We start from the raw sequence: 15,845 nt of genomic DNA, 5'->3' as shown, positions 1-15,845 counted from the left end.
GCCGGCTTCCAATCGCCCCCCTAACTAACACCCTGCACACGGAAGACACCCGGCTTACTCATCATCGCTTCCCTCCCCTGACGACAGTGGCCCATGTTGAAGAGACTGCCGGCTGAGTAACCCAGCGTCCTCAAGTGCCTCAATGTCTGGCATATCGCGCAGCGTTTCCATGCCGAACGCGGAGAGAAAGTGTTGCGTCGTCACGTAAGCATAAGGCGCGCCCGGTGTCGGGCTGCGCGGCCCGGAGCCGATGAAACCCGCACCACGTAAGTTGCCAATAAGGTCACGGCTAACCTCCTTGCCGAAGATCTTCGACAGCTCACCGCGCGTGACCGGTTGGAAATATCCCACCGCCATCAGCACCATCGCCTCGAACTCCGACAATGCCGCCGCCCCTCCCCTTGTCGGCGCCGAAGAAGCCCGGATCGTCTCGGCGAAGCGCGGGCGGCTGCCAGCCACCGGCAACCGACACCAGCTCGTAGGGACGCCTTCTGTCTACGCCACCGACGCCATTCTATGTCCTATCCCAAGACCTTTGCTTTCCGAGTCGTCACTCTCATCGGAAGACCAGGCTTGAGATCGATCGCCCCATCTCGTTGCCACGGGTCTCGGATGTCCATTCCTACGTTCATCGGGCTTCCTAGTCCGGCCATCTCCCTGTCTTTTACTTCTCACAAATTCACTCTACCATCACTTGCATTGAACCTCGCAGGCTTGGGGAGAGCGAGTATGCGTAACGCAATCAAAAGACGGGCTGAAAGTCGTTGCTGTCACCGGGACGTACGTCGTGATAATGGGCTTCGACCTGAAGCGCGAAGAGTGCGCCGGGCTTCTCGGATTTTCGATCCACAGGACGGATCCCGAAGGGATCGACGCCCGTTTCCTGGAAGGTATGAAGACGTTTCGCGAGACCGACCCGGGCTTTCCCTCCGGGGCGACTTATCCGTCCGACAAGCAGCCGTTCCAAAGCTTTCAATGGGCGGATTACTCGGCCGAGCCTGGCAAGACGTATATCTACACCATCACCGCACTTAAGGGCTCGCCGCGTGATCTGACGGAATTCAAATCCGTGTCCATCAAAGTCACGACCGAGAGCCCTGCCAGCGGCAATCACGACGTCTATTTCAATCGTGGTGTCGCGGCCTCCCAGGAATATGTTCGGCGCTTCGGCGACAGGCGGCCGGAGGACGTCCAAAACGAACAGGCCTTTATCTGGCTCTCCCGTGGTCTTTACGAAGCGATGACGGCCTTCGTGGAGGACTGCCTTCCAGGAAAACATCAGCTTCGTATATCTGCCTACGAACTGAACTACGAACCATTCCTGATGGTCCTGCGGGAGGCAGCCAACCGCGGTGTCGACATCCGAATCATCTTCGACGCCCGCAAGTCTCAGCCGCAGAAGTCCAACCGGGAGGCGATCGCGGCGGTGGACGCGCAGCGGCCCGATCTGCAAATCAAGATCGGTGATCTTTGCAGTGAGCGGAAAACCAATCCGTCCTATATCTCGCACAACAAGTTCATGGTGAAAATCGAAGATGGAACTGCCACGTCGGTCTGGACGGGCGGCGCCAATTTCTCGGACGGCGGGATATTCGGCCATTCCAATGTCGCCCATGTGGTCGAGGAGCCGGCAGTCGCCGATCTCTACTTGAAATACTGGCAGGCAATGAAAGACGGCGATCCGGGAGCAAGCGAGCTTGCCCCGATCGTCGATCAGTTGACACCGCTCCCCTCGCTGCCGCCGCCTGGCGGGACAAGCGCGATATTCAGCCCACGCAAAGGACTTGGCGCACTGTCCTGGTATGCGGACTTGGCAAAGGCGGCGAAGGAAGGTCTGTTCATGACCTTCGCCTTCGGCATCAATGACGTCTTCAAGGATGTCTACCGAACAGCCAAGGCGCCCTTTCGGCTTGCTTTGCTCGAGGCTGCCACGCGTCCTCTGAAGAAAGGATCGCAGGAACTGAAGGACGAGGAAGAGGCCATCCAGAAGCTTCGCAACATGCCGGAGAACACCTTTGCGATCGGTTCCCTGATCGCGACGAATAAGATCGACGGCTGGGTGAAGGAGAGGCTCAGCGGCCTGAACGGCAATATCGACTACATTCACAACAAGTTCATGCTGGTCAATCCCCTTTCCGACAATCCGATCGTCATCGCAGGGTCGGCGAACTTCAGTGACGCATCGACGAAACAGAATGACGAGAACATGGTCGTCGTCGTCGGCAACACGCGGGTCGCAGACATCTATCTCGGTGAGTTCATGCGTCTCTATTCGCATCATGCGTTTCGCGAGTCGCTGGCGTGGCGAAAGGCGGATGATCCGCCCAAGCCATTACGGGTCGACGATTGGTGGACGACATATTTCGGGAACACCCCACAATCGGCGCGCCGGCGCTTCTTTGCCCGGTCGAAGCAGGTCTAGCGGACTGGCAACGTTCGCGCTCAATCTTTTAGGAGAGATGCATGAAGATCTTGTTGGCTACAGCGCTCGCAGCGTTCTCGATGATCGGCACGGTCACTTCGGCCGCCGACGTCAAGCTCGGGAACTGGAACATCCAGACCTTGACCTATTCAGGCGACCCTCACACGGTCTTTCCCGACGACTATGTGCGAACCCCGAGCGATTTCGCGGATCTGAGGCGATGGCGCGATCAGGTCGGAGCAGACGTCTACTTTCTGCAGGAAGTGACAAGCCCCGCCGCGATCGACGAGGTTTTCCCGGTCGCGGCCGGATGGCAGCATTGCATCAGCGGACAATACGCAAAGGATCAGGGCACCGGATCCGGCCCGGTTTGCACCACGAGTGGCAATACAGCGGCGAAGCCCACCGGCGATGCCAGGGTGCAGTACACTGCGGTCGCATGGCGCAGCCAGGCCGGCTTGAATGTCAGCCCCGTCGCTGACTACACGGCACTGAACGTCAAGTCCGCCGACAGCGACGGCACCATCCGTGATCTTCGATGGGGGCTCGATGTCACCGTGGCAGCGGGCTCAACAAGCCTGCGCGCGCTCGTCGTCCATATGAAATCGGGCTGCTTTGACGACCGGGTCAATTTCAGGCTATTCACTGTCGATCCCTTCACGACTCCACCTGCGAAAGATGCCTGTGACACGGTCGGCCGACAGATGTTTCCACTACATGCCTGGATTGCCGCCCGGCAGGCAGCGGGCGAGGCCTGGATGGTGGTGGGAGACTTCAATCGCCGCCTCGACGCCGGCGCGGGACGGAACCAGGACGAGATCTGGCAGGCGCTGACTGCCTATTCGCCGGGGTTTGATGGCCGCGACCGCGACAATAGGCAGGACATCACGATCTATCGCGCGCCATACAAGACGCCGTCGGCCTGCTGGGCAGATACGTCCATTCCCCTCCCTGCAACCCTGGCCGACAGCGACGACTATAACATGTTGCCAATCGAGTTCTTTCTTTTCGGAACAGCCGCGCGCGCGCAGCTCAATGCAACATCTGAGCGCCAGGTCGCTTGGCTGCCTTCTGCCCCGGCCGACCATAAGCGTCTTTCCGATCATTGCCCGAGCGTGCTATCCGTTCGAATGTAGAGAGAGCACTGCTCGACTATTCTGGGAGCCTTGCCCGATAGCTCTCTCCAATGCTGCCTCTTACCAGAACAGCGACATCTTCGTGGAAGCGCGGCCCCAGACCTTCACGTTGAAGGAGCGGATCCGGAAAAAATCCCTCAAGATCTGCGAAACGGGGGGGGGAGCCCCACCGCCTTCAGATCGCGAAGACGCCCGAAATGAAGACGACGTGCGACGCCCATGCCGGGTTCGTCGGGCCTCTCCGGGATGACGACGGGGTGCTGCTGGATCCTTGGAGAGAGCCGATTAGTAGGGGAGCTCGTCGTTGATATAGAAGCCGTCTATCACATCCTCCGCCTCGAACTTCGCTATTTCTGCGCTGCTCGGTTTCACTGTCTTCAGGTAGATGCCTTCGAGCCTCCGCCTGGTTTGGGTAAGGTTGTAGACGTTCCGGAAGATGTAGCCGGCGACCGCAGCCTTCTCCACCTTCATGTAACCCTTCGCTTCGAGTGACTTCACGATCCGCTTTATCTGGCGGGTACTAATACAGGAATCCACCGCTAGCTTCTCGATGCTGGGGAAAGGCTGGGGCTTCGCAGCGCGCCAGTAGGAAACGATGAGCAGCAATACCACCATCTCCGAGGCGGTTAGCCGATGCTCGGGCTTGACGTATCTGTTGATGCGGAGCAGGAGGTTTGGGACCATCGCGTAGCCGACCAGTGCCGGGGCGCCCCACTTCATGAAGATATGCTGGTTCGCGCGGCTGCGGGCTATTCTGTTCAAGAGCACACTCCGAAAGGGAATTTTTGGTCAGTGTTGGTCTTGAATGTCACCCGATTTGCCATGAATGTCACGCGATAGCAGCCAGCGTTTACCGTGGATGTCACCGCATAAGAGATCTACACACGGCGACGCGGCGCAGGCTGGCCAGCGCTGCCTACTACAAGCGACATTATGTAGGTGAAGAGGGTTTTGATCTTGTTGCGTTCCGCCAATCTCTGATTATTAAGGAAGACACCCAACGCAAATGAGGTGTCGCCATGCCTGCGAATGATCCCCGTGATTTCCTGAAAATCCGCATTTTCGGCCTTATCGAGGGTGGCGCTGGCGGCCCTTGGGGCATCGCCGCCCTGGTAGTCATCGTCGCCATCGCGGCGCTTTGGAACTACCTTTCCTAAGGACGATGAAAGAAGCGTCTTCTGCCCTACTTCCCTCGCAGCTTGGCGAGAACTGCCCGCCTCTCATGGGCGGTCTGGAACTCGCCGAAGGACATGAACAGCCTGACGTGCGGGTTCTTCTCATAATCAGCTGGCGTCACCCGCTCGAGGAACAAGGTGATCGGCATGGCGAAGGTGTCGGAATAAGGCGCTTTACCCTTCGCCAACTTCTTCAACTCCATGGCTTCCTCAATCAGATACTGGTTCGCCTTCCGTGTAATGTCCTCGATCGCTTTCTTCTGAGCTCGCTCCGCAGCCTCGGCGAGAAGGATTTCGTCCCGTTCCTTCCAGATCTTGCGGAACCGGCGCGCAGCGGTCTCAGGCGATGCACCATGGAATACGACGTCGCTGGTAAAGCGCTCCCGCATAGCCTGATTGATGGACTTCACCCCGCCGCTGGCAAGGATGATGTCTGCGAGGTCATCCAAGAGGTAATCGTATTCGGTGCCTTGCGGCCGACCGTGTCCCTTCAACCACTGACTTCGATGTCGTTGTCGTCGCACCAGGTCCTCAAAGCCTCTTCCGTGGCCTTCCTCTCGAATGCGTACCACCGATCGATGGCGTGCCTCTGCTCCAACAGGTCCTTGAAGCGGGCATAGGCACCCTCCCGGCTGAAGATCTCCAGAACTTTATCGCTATCGCCGGGCAAGTGGTGGCGAGCGAACTTCAGCACGAGCGGCTTGCCAAGATCCAGTTCTTTCTTCTCCGGAATGCGGATGTATTCTTCGCTGTCCTCGATGTCAGGTATTTCTTCAACATCGTCCGCCCAGTCCGAATGCCAGTAGATCTTGCCTGTCTCCTTGCACAGAAAAGCCGTGTTTTCGCCGATTCCGACGGAGCTCACGAATTCGAACGCGTCCAGAAGCTCGCTGAAGTCCACAGCCATTCCCGTCCTGCCCCTCACCAGCCTGTCGTCGCAAGATATAACTCGGTCCCAAATCGGGCGCAAACGTGGGCGTCTCCCGTGCTTGCAATGGGAGAACTGCTTGCGCTCCGCCTGCCTGCGTGAAGCCGTTAGATCGAAAACGTGCGATGAAACTGAAATCGGGAGGTAACCAAAGCGACGCCGCCGTCCGCCAGGGTCACCTCGGGGAGTGTTTGCGTCGACCTGCCCAGGGATCGGCATTCATGGTCACCTTCGATCAACGCGATCCTCGAAAGGACGCGATCTTAGATGTGGATTACTTCCTGTAGATTGCCTCTCAAAACTGCGAGTAGACGCTACGAAATCTTTCGCCTATCGATTGCTCATGAAATCGTCGCTTGATCATATGCCGCTTCGCAAGCATCGAGAGCTCGGCCGGGTCCTCGAAATCCTGCATGAAGAATTCGAGGACGCGCTGAAGGAAGGCACGGCCGACTTCAAGAAGCGCGGCAGGATCCTGAAGATTCTTCTGTTCGGCTCCTACGCCAAGGGCGGATGGGTGGATGAACCCTTCACCATGAAGGGGTATCGCTCCGATTTCGATCTCTTGATCATAGTCAACAACCGCAAGCTCTGCGAGTTCGCCGAATACTGGCACAAGGCAGCGGATCGGCTGATCCGGGACAAGTCGATCGAAACGCCGGTGAGCTTCATCGTCCACTCCAGACGCGAGGTGAATACCTACCTTAAGGAGGGGCAGTATTTCTTCTCGGACATTCGCAAGGAGGGCATCGTTCTCTATGAATTGGACGATGAGCCACTGGCGGAGCCCGAGCCGCTTTCGATAGAGGATCGGCTTCGCGTCGCGAAGGAGCATTTTGACCAACGGTTTCGAGCGGCAACTCGTTTCTTGGAAATAGGCCACTTGGCGATAGATCGTGGATATGCAGAGAATGCTGCTTTCGAACTTCATCAATCCCTCGAGCAAGCATATTCTTGCGTTCTGCTCACCCTCACCAACTATGGCCCGCCATCGCACAACATCAAGTTCCTTCGCTCACTCGCCGAGGAGCAGGACCGCCGGCTGGCCGAAGCCTTTCCACGTGATCAGCACAAGGAACGCGCTTGGTTCAACACATTGAACGAAGCCTATGTGAAGGCGCGCTATTCGAAACATTACGAGATCAGCGAGGAGGCGCTGATTTGGCTCGGTGAGCGGACGACCGTCCTGCTTGAATTGGTCGGGGCCGTTTGCTCCGAGCACCTCGAAAAGCTCAAACACGACAGCCACTAGCAGTGGTGTGGCTCACGTTACTGATCGGTGAAATCGTTTGCCCTCAGTACGCCCCGGGTCGCGATAGGTGGAAGGCCGAAGGCTAGATCCAAGCTTAAAGATGGCTTCAATTGGCCCGAGGGTGAACCTACGCCTGGGCTGAATTTCAAGCGTCATCCGACGACATGGATCCAGCCATGAGGGCTCCTTTGCACCGCCACATCTGCTTTTAAAAGAGAGAATCCGTCGCGAGGATCGAGCCCAATCCACGACCATTTCGTGTGGGGTCGCCGGAAATCTGCTCCAAATCTAGACCTGACCGGTGATTTCAATAATCCGTTTGGATGAGAGATCGTGCCCACTGTGCCGCGTGCAGTTCCATGGAGAAACTCCGGTTGCTCATCCATGGAAGGCGATCACGGATTGGGGCGGCGAGGACAAGGTGGGAGCGGAGCAGCGGTTACGGTCCGATCATCTTAAACCGAAATAAAAAAGGCCCTGCGACGCCAACACTGGCGCCGGCGTGCGGCAAGGCGTTCCGTCAGTGGACGACGGCAATCACGGGAATTCCGGCTTCCTCCGCAGCGCGAAGGAGTGCGGTACGCGCTGCCTTTGCCGGGATATTACCTTTAATGGCATCGAGACATGTTCTTACCGCCGCGATGTATTCCTTGCCATCGTCGGTCGGCCAGACGGCGACAAGAGCCTCGGCCACCTCACGGAGTGATCGGATCAGCCTATGCTTTTGTTGACCGCTCATCACAAGCATCAGGGGAGCGAAATCTTCGCTTCTATGCCAATCCACTATACCGACCGTTCGCACGAATAGCCGCCTTTATTCCCAAGATGCGACGCTGGACATGGATCGGCAGCGCTTCACCAGGGAGGTTCTGACTGGATACAGCAACATCGCGAAAACCTCCCTGGTGTCCTTTCAACAAGGATGCGCAAAATTTAAGTCAGATAGCGCCGAGGGGAAGACGGACCTAAGTCGGACTGGCCGCCCCAGGACCTGCTTCTCATATTAGGCGTGACGTGACATGAAGTTCCGTGGAGGGGCGGAACAGGAGGAGAGTATGAAGTTCGGCCCCAATAGTCGTGAAGACCGCTGTTCGGAAGGCCATAGTGCGGCCTCCACTATCGCAACGATATCAGCAGCTCTTTCCGTCGATCCTGACATTGACAGCAGCGCCATCGAGATCAGGATGCTCGGCCCCGTCGTTCTGCTCGAAGGCTACATAACAAATGCTGCAGACCGCGACAAAGCCATCTCAATTGCAGCGATGATCGTCGGCCAGGAAAACGTCCAGGACCGGATGTTGAGCCGTTTCCCCGTGCAGTAGTTGGCGGTATCCATACGGCCTGAGACCAAGGTCCGATGTCGCCCCGGCACGAGGTCCCAGCTCTGGAACAGTTTTTCTGTTTGACGGTTTCGCCCTCCAGCGGAACCAACCGCGTCAAAGGAGAAAAACAGATGAATATCAAAGCAGTAGGAATTGCCGCCAGCATCCTGTTGGCATCAACGTCAGCGTTCGCGCAGTCGTCAACGGTGACAGGCGCGGCAGGTGGAGCTGCCACGGGCGCGATTGTCGGCGGTCCGGTGGGTGCAGGTGTCGGCGCCATCGTCGGCGGCGTGGCAGGCAGCGTCATTGATCCGCCGCCTCAGAAAGTGATCACTTATGTCCAGCAGGCTCCGGCCCCGACCGAACGCGTCGTGGTGAAGGAGAAGGTGGTTGTAGGACAGCCCCTGCCGGAGACCGTTGTCGTGACACCAGTCCCCGATGATCCGAAATATGCATACGCGATCGTCAACGATCAGCGTGTGATCGTCGAACCTTCTTCCCGAAAGGTCGTCCAGGTCATCCAATGACCGACGGACCGGCTTAGGCCGTTTTTCTAACAGTGAGGGCACGCATGCGACGCATGAGAATGCGAGGCGGCATCGCGTGCCCGAATTCTCGGAGATTGATCATGAAAAGCAACCATCTCACCATGCTCATGGCAGCGTTGTCACTGAGCGTGTCGCCCCTTGCAACATTGCCGGCCGCAGCCCAGCAGGACAGCAAGAGCGGCGGCCAGTCCCAGTCCGGTTCTCAAACGGGCACAGACTCCGGTTCGCAGTCCGGCTCTACCGCCGCCGGCACTGGCACCGACTGCACCCCCGACGCTTCGGGAGCCTGCCCGCAAGGCAAGGGCCAGTCATCGCAGCAGAAATCCGGTCAGGGCTCGGATACCCAGAAGAGCGCCGAGCAGCCTTCCCAGGACAAGTCTTCGACGAGTGGAAGCGCCTCCGGCAAGGCTTTGACTGAAACCAAGCCTGGATCGCATGACGCCGGTAGCGGCACGACGACCGAACAGAAGCCCACCGCCAAGTCCGGCACCACCGATACAAGCGGCTCGACCACCTCGGGCACGCAGAGCAGCACGCAAAATGCCAAGCCTGCAGAGGGCACGGATAGCGGCACCACCACGCAGAGCGGTGATGCGTCCAAACAGTCGACTGACCAGAATTCGTCGACGACCAACAAAAGCTCGTCTGAAACAAACGTCAACAACACCACCGCCACGAATAACCAGACGAACACGAAGACCAACGTCAACATATCAGTCGAGCAGCAGACTGAAATTCGCACTGTGGTGAAGGAGGTCCATGTCGAGCCGGTGAAGGAAGTCGACTTCACGGTTTCCGTCGGGGTGAAGATCCCGAAAAAGGTACGGCTGGAACCGCTGCCGCCGCGCATCGTGAAGATCGTTCCGCAATATGAAAGCTACCGCTTCTTCATTCTTGCCGACGGTCGGATCGTCATCGTCGATCCTTCTGCATTCACCATCGTCTACATCATTGCGGCATAGCAGCCGGTGCCTCGGCGGCCTTCCGCCGCCGGGGCGCTGCGCGAAATTCCGCGCACGGTCAGCACGGTGTGGGCAATCTGGCGTTGGAACATCGATGGTGGCACGATACGAAATCTCGGTACACAGGACCTATTATCCGAGGATTTGTATCATCTTCGTATGGCGAGGAAAGGTGCCCGGTCGAATAGGCTGCCCTGGTTCGAGGCTCAAAGCAGGGGGACAGGAAGCGATCACGCGTTATGTCAGCGTGGGCGGCGTGGTTGCCCGAAGCCCCATGGCGGACGGGCCCATAGCGAGAGGTTGCAGGAGGGCGCGGGTCACCAGCAGTGTCAGCTGCTCGAACGCAAGCCTGGCGTTTCGTTGCCCGCGGGACGGTGTATTCGCAGCACCCTTCGCTGGGAGGAATTTGCCAGCTACCGCCGAACTTGCTGCGAGCTGCTTATATTCGAAACCTCGACAAACCCCACAATCGCATCATCTCCGCTGGAGCTGATATTTCTACCGGGATCACGTAGGGGTCTCCGGATCGTAGCGCGGTGACGCTCTTGCGCTTCTTGATCGGAAGCCCGTGGCCCATATTGGCGACCGAATAGAGGGCCGCTTTCAGCTGGCCGCTCATGTTCCACGACTGCAACCTGCCCCATGGTTTTTCCTCCAAACGGCCGCTGCTCTCTGCAATGCCTTGGACTTCGAGCCACTGGGCAACACACGCGAGCGCATTGACCGGCTTGACCACCCGGTCTTCCATGCCCTGCCAGATGGTTATTGCAGGCCATGCCTTGGCTTCCGGGGAAATCTCAGCGATGGGCCGTCCCCATCCGCCCAGTGGCGGCGTCGCACCTGACTTCATCGCGCGCAGTGCCGACATTGCGTCACGGGCAGATCCGAATGGCATGCCGGCGATGATCGCCGCGCCGGCAAATAAGGAGGGATAGTTAGCTATAAGGGCGCCCGTCATCGCCCCGCCGGCGGACAGCCCAGCGACGAAGATCCTCGAACGGTCAACGCGATGTCGCTCACATATGTGCTCGATCATCTGCTTGATTGAACACAACTCGCCGCGGTCTCGAGCCACCGAGCTTGGTCGAAACCAGTTGAAGCAATTTTGCGAATTGTTTGCTCGCTTCTGCTGCGGATAAAGAAGAACGAAACCGCGTTCTTTCGCGAGCTTGGAGAAGCCGGCCGCGGCATCCAGGCTCTCGGGAGTCTGATGGCAGCCGTGAAGCAAGACGACAAGAGCGGGGTTCTTCGGCAGCCGCGTCGTCGGGACAAAGGATTTCATCACCAGGCGGCCCGGATTGCTTCCAAACGCGGTTGTCTCGACTAATACCGGTTTCGGGGGACGGGATGTTTTACGTTTCGTTCTGCCTCGGGTCGCTTTGACAGCTTTCTCGATCTGCTTGCTGATTTTCTTTTGGGCTCTGAGGGCCTTTAACAGCGATCTGCCGAAACCGAGCTTCATAGGTCCAGGTTCTCAGCCCGCGACAGGAGCGTTCGCAGACCCGGCTGGGCGGCGTCGCGCACGGCGTCTTTCAGTGGAAACCATCGTGTCTTACGGATGCTCTTCTCGGGAAACTCGTCCGCGATCCTTAAAATCTGCAGAAGATGGACGGCCACCTGGTAGTGGTTGGGACCTGTCTCCTTTCGATAGGAAAACGAACCGAACACGGTCTCGTCGACGATGCCGACCACACCGGCTTCCTCGAAGGCCTCTCTCAGCGCCGTAGCGGTGCTGGCTTCACCATCTTCGACGCGCCCCTTCGGAATGCCCCAGCGGCCGTTCCGTCGGCTGCCTACAAAAAGGATATCAAGTCCACCGCCTTCGGTCCTACGGTAGCAGAGAGCACCAGCCTGCGCGACATCGCGACCAGACAGGGTTTTCTTAAGTTCCGTCTGGGCGTCTTCGTTGAGCATTGGCTGCCTCCGGTTCGAAGCCCGCGCAAGCTAGCTGGGAGACGTTCACGAGTCCAGTTTGCTTCAGTCCTGGCGTGTGGGAACCAAGGCGTCAGCAGTTTCGACGATCACTGCGAGCAACATCGACGGTCTTGGTTCCCGCGGCGGCCCGATAGTAGATTTCAGTCACCCGAAACCGGCCATCGATACGTTTGCACTGGACGATGACGTCGATTGCGATCTTCAGCATCTCACGTATGTCGTCTCGCTCCAGGTCCCGTCCGCCGTCGGATTCCTTCACCAGCAATGTGAGCTGCTCGAATGCCAGCCTGGCCGAGTCGGCATGCACGGTTGTGATCGAGCCCGGATGACCGGAGTTCACATTGCGAATGTAGTAGAACGCCGTCCCGTCGCGCAGCTCCTGCAGGAGAATGCGGTCCGGCCGCATGCGCAGGCAGGATTCGAGCAGATCCTTTGCCCCGACCTTTGCCAGCCCTTGCCCCCCCTTGGAGTAGAAGAGACGGACATGGTTCGGTTGCGGGATAACGAGCTCTGGCGTGTCTTCGATCGAGATGATGCGTTCGCTCGAAGGGATATGGCGGATCAACGCCTTCGAAAGCGTCGTCTTGCCGGAACCGGTTGCCCCGGAAATGATGATGTTCTTGCGTGCGTAGACGGCCTCTCGAAGAAATGCCTGGTATGAGCCGGTTCGATGGAGATCCAGGAGCCTACGGTCGATTGCAGAGACGTCTGCTTCTTCCCTTGCCACCTCAGCGAACAAGCCGCCTTGATCAAGATCGTTTAGGCTGAGCGACACCGAGGACGGCTTTCTGATCGTGATGCTGACGGTTCCCTTCGTCGTGGCGGGCGGGATGACGATCTGGATCCGCTCGTCGCCCGGCAGCGTTGCCGAGAGGATAGGCCGGGTTTCGTCGATTGCCTGGTTGGAGAAGCTCGCGACAGCCCGCGCGAGACGCATCAGCTTGTCGAACGACAGCTCCGGCAGATCGTGGGTTTGCCAACCGGCCGTGCCCTCGGTGATGACCTGGGTCGGCCAGTTGATGATGATTTCGTAAAGCGACTTGTCACCCAGGAAGGGCGACAGCGGCACCAGCAGCTCGCGCACAACGCCGGAATCGGCTCCCTCTGTCATGGCGGGCTATTTCGTGACCAGGGTGGAGGCGCGGCTGAAGTCACCAAGAACCGCCCGATCGTAGATGCGGTTGCGCGGTTCGCTCACGCGAAGCCGATAGACGCTCGAGAAGTCGAGATCACGCGCCACGAAGATCGAGACCAGCTCTCCTTGATGCTTCAACAGGGTCGGCGGAATATTGATCGACTGCTCGACGGCGATGGTCGCGGCCTGCTTGCCGGCGCTCGTCGTGTTGTCTGCCTCGACATCGCTATCCTGCAGCTGGCTGCTTGCGTAGGAAGTGGCGTCGCCGACGATCGACAAGAGGATCGCGCTGCCGAAACGCTCCCACCAATGGGTATCGACGTAGCCGTCGGCACCGGCACGCCCGAGGGCATCGGTTGCCGGCGACGCCAGGGTAATGATTACCCCCTTCGGCGTCTTTGCTCGGTTCCAGAGGACAAACAGGCGTTTCTGGCCACGGCGAAGGCCGCCACGATATTCGCCAACGACCTGCGTGCCCTTCTCCATCAGCACGACGCGACCGTTGTCCGACAGGACGTCGCGGTTGATGACACAGCTCGTGAAGCCGGGTTGGTCCGAGGACAATGCCGTCTCGAGGACGCATGGAATGGACGTACCCATCGCAACGATGAAGTCGCGATTTCCGAGCGTGCCGGCGCGCGAGCCTTGCAACTGCGTCGGCGTCAACATCCGATTGAAGCGCTGGTCCTCGTTTTCCGCCTGGGCAGAGAGATTGCCCGGGTTGTTTGTAAGCGGCAGATAGTTCGAGGTGGCGTCAGCGCTCGCATCTTCGTCCTGACGACGGGCCGGCGGTGATTTCTCGCCACCATAGGCGATGACAGGCGCACGGCGGGCGGCGTCGAGGAGCTTCTCATCCTCGCCCGTCTGCTCGGGCATGCCGGGGGTTGGCAGGAGGTTTTCCGGCGGCGCGGCGACCGGCTGAACCGGCTCCTTGGCCGGCTCGAAATCGGATGTCTGACGGATGACGACGCGCTCGGGCTGGACCCCGTCGGCGGGCTTCTCCTGCCCGCGCATCGACCAGAGCGCAAAGCCAACGAAAGCGACGATCGCCAGCGCCACCACGCCACGTCTCACCGCCGGATTGTTCTCGATGCCCCGAGCCGTGCTCGTTTCGGCGCGCTCACCTGGAATGTGGGTGCTGTTGTCTTCCTCGGCCATGACGTCCTCCTATTGCCCTATCGCAGCTTGCGTCTTCACGACGCGCTCGACAGAGGGTGAGGTCGTATTGGTATCGGGATTGATGCCGATACGATCATAGGCCTCGTTGAAGACGCAGAGGACGTCGCCTCCCCTGCGCAGGATGAATTTGCGGCCGATCGCGTGAACCAGCACCAGATTGCTGTCGACGGACTTCGGCACGAGGGTCTCGCTGCCGTCGGAATTCTCCATGTAGATCGCCGGCATTTCCTGGTTGCCTGCAAAGGCGAAGGTGGTGACCTTGCCATTGTCGTAGACGGCCTGCGGTTCCAGTGCCGCGGAACCTTGAGCCGAATAGCGCCAGTTGCGTGGCCCATAGGCTTCGTGAAGAGCAAGGACCTTGTCCGCTTCGCCGGCTTGAGCTGCTTGCGCGCGGGCAGCGGTCTCCAGTCTCCGGCGTTCGGCAACGTCAGTGGGATAACGATACTTCACATAGAAGTAGGTGTTCTGCCCGGCATCGACGGTGCCGTCGCGCACCGTCAGTTCCATCTGATAGCTGCGCGTCGAGCCGTCCCGCCTTGTCGTCACAACCGAGATGTTCGTCACCGGCTGGTTTTCGCGGGGCTTCAGGAACAGGATGTTGCCGGCCGGCGCCACCTCCCATGCGACGCTGTTGCCGAGCGCCACATGGGCGATCTCCTCGTCGGCCGCGAACTCGATCTGCACCGAGGAGCGTAAGGTGCCGACGATCTTGGTGATGTTATAGGGCTGATAGTCGATGAAACGGACACGGCTATCCTGCGATGCGCCGCGCGGGATGTCGAGCGCGAACGCTGCCTGGGAAAAGCCGGCGGCCAGGGCCAGGGCGATCAGGGAACTCTGCTTCAATTGATGGCCTCCGGATCGGCGCGATAGTCGCTGACGGCAAAACCAAGCGGATTGGTCAGCCGGTCGGTCGAAGACATCGGCGCGTTGACATAGGAAAAGGTGAGCGTCGCCACCCAGTGGGTTGTCCGGACATCGTCACCGCGAGTGACCGTCCTGGTATAGCGCACCGATACAACGTTGGCGTTGAGCAGCGAGATCGAGACGATGTTGACGCGTGACGTTGCGCTGCGCCCATAGATATTCTGCGGAGAGTCCGGATTGCCGCCGCGGTAGATCGCAGCAAAGCGCGTCTGTTCCGGCTGGGTCGACAGCAGCGCGACGGTGCGAAAATTCTCCTCGGCCTCGCTCCAGACATAGGCTTCCCGCGCGCGCACATATTTGGCGGCGAAGTACTTCGTCACCGCCTCGTCATAGCTGCCGGCCGTCGAGGTCAGCGCCGAGACGACGTCGACGATGCCGGTCGAATTGTCGACCCGAACGACGAAAGGCTCGACCGTTTTCAAGGGCGTCAGCCCGGCAACGGCGAAGATCGAAGTGGCGGCAAGCACGCTGGCGGCGATCGCGATTGACCAGGCGATGCGCGCCGAGCGTTCTACCTGGACCAGCCGATCCTGATCGAAACGGCGCGCCTTGTCGAAATAGTCTTTCAGACTGTCCGTATTCACCATGTCACCGCCCCCGGCACGACCGATAGGAACCCACGGCATCGAAATGCGCGAAGGCGGCAGGCTTCTCCGTCGGCGGCTCTTCGCTATAGGAAGTCGTCTGGCCGGCCGCCGTCGCCGGGACATTATCAGAGCCACTCTGCTTGGCAGGCTTGTCGTCCTCCCACTGCCACATGGCGCGGTTGAGCGGCCGGCGTGAATAGCCGTCGCATTTGGGCAAGGGGTGGGAGGCCGAAGCGCAGCCCGTGAGCTCCATGGCAATGAAAAGCGATAAGAAGATGCGGATCATCTGAACGTAAACCTCTGAAACGTTTTTCACGGAGAAGTCGTCATTCGGCTC

At 59.1% G+C, this 15,845-nt stretch carries 18 protein-coding genes and 1 pseudogene; 7 read left to right on the top strand and 12 right to left on the bottom strand.

Going from position 1 to position 15,845, the window contains the following annotated elements; genetic code table 11:
* Positions 1-54 precede the first annotated feature (54 nt).
* A pseudogene (gene scpB, locus ACD590_RS26340) lies at positions 55-493 on the bottom strand (SMC-Scp complex subunit ScpB); the annotation flags it as partial.
* Positions 494-793: 300 nt separating this feature from the next.
* Between scpB and ACD590_RS26335 the strand changes: the two are divergent.
* The gene (locus tag ACD590_RS26335) at positions 794-2,422 is read left to right on the top strand and encodes a phospholipase D-like domain-containing protein (protein ID WP_439021030.1); all 1,629 of its coding nucleotides are present in this window, start codon (positions 794-796) and stop codon (positions 2,420-2,422) included.
* A gap of 80 nt (positions 2,423-2,502) precedes the next feature.
* Positions 2,503-3,558 carry a hypothetical protein gene (locus ACD590_RS26330; protein ID WP_439003715.1) on the top strand — a complete coding sequence of 352 codons (1,056 nt, stop codon included), beginning with the start codon at positions 2,503-2,505 and terminating at the stop codon, positions 3,556-3,558.
* Between the two features lie 285 nt (positions 3,559-3,843).
* Here ACD590_RS26330 and ACD590_RS26325 read toward each other — a convergent pair whose 3' ends face one another.
* Positions 3,844-4,320 (bottom strand): helix-turn-helix domain-containing protein, encoded by a 477-nt coding sequence (locus tag ACD590_RS26325; protein ID WP_439003714.1) that lies wholly within the window; start codon positions 4,318-4,320, stop codon positions 3,844-3,846.
* A gap of 257 nt (positions 4,321-4,577) precedes the next feature.
* Here ACD590_RS26325 and ACD590_RS26320 point away from each other — a divergent pair, with 257 nt between their 5' ends.
* Entirely contained in the window at positions 4,578-4,715 is a 138-nt protein-coding gene (locus tag ACD590_RS26320; protein ID WP_439003713.1) for a hypothetical protein, read from the top strand.
* 26 nt (positions 4,716-4,741) lie between these two features.
* On the opposite strand, the gene ACD590_RS26315 is transcribed toward ACD590_RS26320, so the two are convergent.
* Positions 4,742-5,182, bottom strand: a complete 441-nt coding sequence (locus ACD590_RS26315) for a hypothetical protein (RefSeq protein WP_439003712.1) — start codon at positions 5,180-5,182, stop codon at positions 4,742-4,744.
* A 41-nt stretch (positions 5,183-5,223) separates the two neighbouring features.
* Positions 5,224-5,640: a UPF0158 family protein gene (locus ACD590_RS26310; RefSeq protein ID WP_018245388.1), complete on the bottom strand. Its 417-nt coding sequence runs from the start codon at positions 5,638-5,640 to the stop codon at positions 5,224-5,226.
* A 364-nt stretch (positions 5,641-6,004) separates the two neighbouring features.
* On the opposite strand from ACD590_RS26310, the gene ACD590_RS26305 reads away from it, so the two are divergent.
* On the top strand, positions 6,005-6,913 hold the full coding sequence (locus ACD590_RS26305; RefSeq protein ID WP_171820914.1) for a nucleotidyltransferase and HEPN domain-containing protein: 909 nt from the start codon (positions 6,005-6,007) through the stop codon (positions 6,911-6,913).
* A 520-nt stretch (positions 6,914-7,433) separates the two neighbouring features.
* On the opposite strand, the gene ACD590_RS26300 is transcribed toward ACD590_RS26305, so the two are convergent.
* The gene (locus tag ACD590_RS26300) at positions 7,434-7,715 is read right to left on the bottom strand and encodes a DUF982 domain-containing protein (protein ID WP_439003711.1); all 282 of its coding nucleotides are present in this window, start codon (positions 7,713-7,715) and stop codon (positions 7,434-7,436) included.
* Between the two features lie 253 nt (positions 7,716-7,968).
* On the opposite strand from ACD590_RS26300, the gene ACD590_RS26295 reads away from it, so the two are divergent.
* From ACD590_RS26295 to ACD590_RS26285, 3 genes are all read left to right on the top strand, one after another.
* Positions 7,969-8,235, top strand: a complete 267-nt coding sequence (locus tag ACD590_RS26295; RefSeq protein ID WP_439003710.1) for a BON domain-containing protein — start codon at positions 7,969-7,971, stop codon at positions 8,233-8,235.
* 131 nt (positions 8,236-8,366) lie between these two features.
* The gene (locus tag ACD590_RS26290; RefSeq protein ID WP_210069145.1) at positions 8,367-8,762 is read left to right on the top strand and encodes a DUF1236 domain-containing protein; all 396 of its coding nucleotides are present in this window, start codon (positions 8,367-8,369) and stop codon (positions 8,760-8,762) included.
* A gap of 101 nt (positions 8,763-8,863) precedes the next feature.
* Positions 8,864-9,745 (top strand): DUF1236 domain-containing protein, encoded by an 882-nt coding sequence (locus tag ACD590_RS26285; protein WP_439003709.1) that lies wholly within the window; start codon positions 8,864-8,866, stop codon positions 9,743-9,745.
* Positions 9,746-10,184: 439 nt separating this feature from the next.
* Here ACD590_RS26285 and ACD590_RS26280 read toward each other — a convergent pair whose 3' ends face one another.
* From ACD590_RS26280 to ACD590_RS26250, 7 genes are all read right to left on the bottom strand, one after another.
* Positions 10,185-11,207: an extracellular catalytic domain type 1 short-chain-length polyhydroxyalkanoate depolymerase gene (locus ACD590_RS26280; protein WP_439003708.1), complete on the bottom strand. Its 1,023-nt coding sequence runs from the start codon at positions 11,205-11,207 to the stop codon at positions 10,185-10,187.
* Entirely contained in the window at positions 11,204-11,659 is a 456-nt protein-coding gene (locus ACD590_RS26275; protein ID WP_439003707.1) for an NUDIX hydrolase, read from the bottom strand. The genes ACD590_RS26280 and ACD590_RS26275 overlap by 4 nt, the downstream gene beginning before the upstream one ends.
* A gap of 91 nt (positions 11,660-11,750) precedes the next feature.
* A complete protein-coding gene (gene virB11 / locus ACD590_RS26270; protein ID WP_439003706.1) occupies positions 11,751-12,791 on the bottom strand; it encodes a P-type DNA transfer ATPase VirB11 in 1,041 nt (346 codons plus the stop codon).
* Positions 12,792-12,797: 6 nt separating this feature from the next.
* Complete coding sequence (virB10, locus tag ACD590_RS26265) at positions 12,798-13,973, bottom strand: type IV secretion system protein VirB10 (protein WP_439003705.1); 1,176 nt, start codon at positions 13,971-13,973, stop codon at positions 12,798-12,800.
* 9 nt (positions 13,974-13,982) lie between these two features.
* Entirely contained in the window at positions 13,983-14,840 is an 858-nt protein-coding gene (virB9, locus tag ACD590_RS26260; protein WP_439003704.1) for a P-type conjugative transfer protein VirB9, read from the bottom strand.
* Positions 14,837-15,508 carry a virB8 family protein gene (locus tag ACD590_RS26255; protein ID WP_018245399.1) on the bottom strand — a complete coding sequence of 224 codons (672 nt, stop codon included), beginning with the start codon at positions 15,506-15,508 and terminating at the stop codon, positions 14,837-14,839. Before ACD590_RS26255 ends, virB9 begins: the two co-directional genes overlap by 4 nt.
* 1 nt (position 15,509) lies before the next feature.
* Positions 15,510-15,794 carry a hypothetical protein gene (locus ACD590_RS26250; protein WP_439004048.1) on the bottom strand — a complete coding sequence of 95 codons (285 nt, stop codon included), beginning with the start codon at positions 15,792-15,794 and terminating at the stop codon, positions 15,510-15,512.
* Positions 15,795-15,845: the final 51 nt, after the last annotated feature.

Origin of the sequence: Rhizobium sp. 862_C5_N1_2 (assembly GCF_051811205.1) — a bacterium.
Taxonomy (GTDB): domain Bacteria; phylum Pseudomonadota; class Alphaproteobacteria; order Rhizobiales; family Rhizobiaceae; genus Rhizobium; species Rhizobium leguminosarum.
Note: the sequence above shows the minus strand (reverse complement) of the source record. Positions and strands in the feature narration are given on the sequence as shown.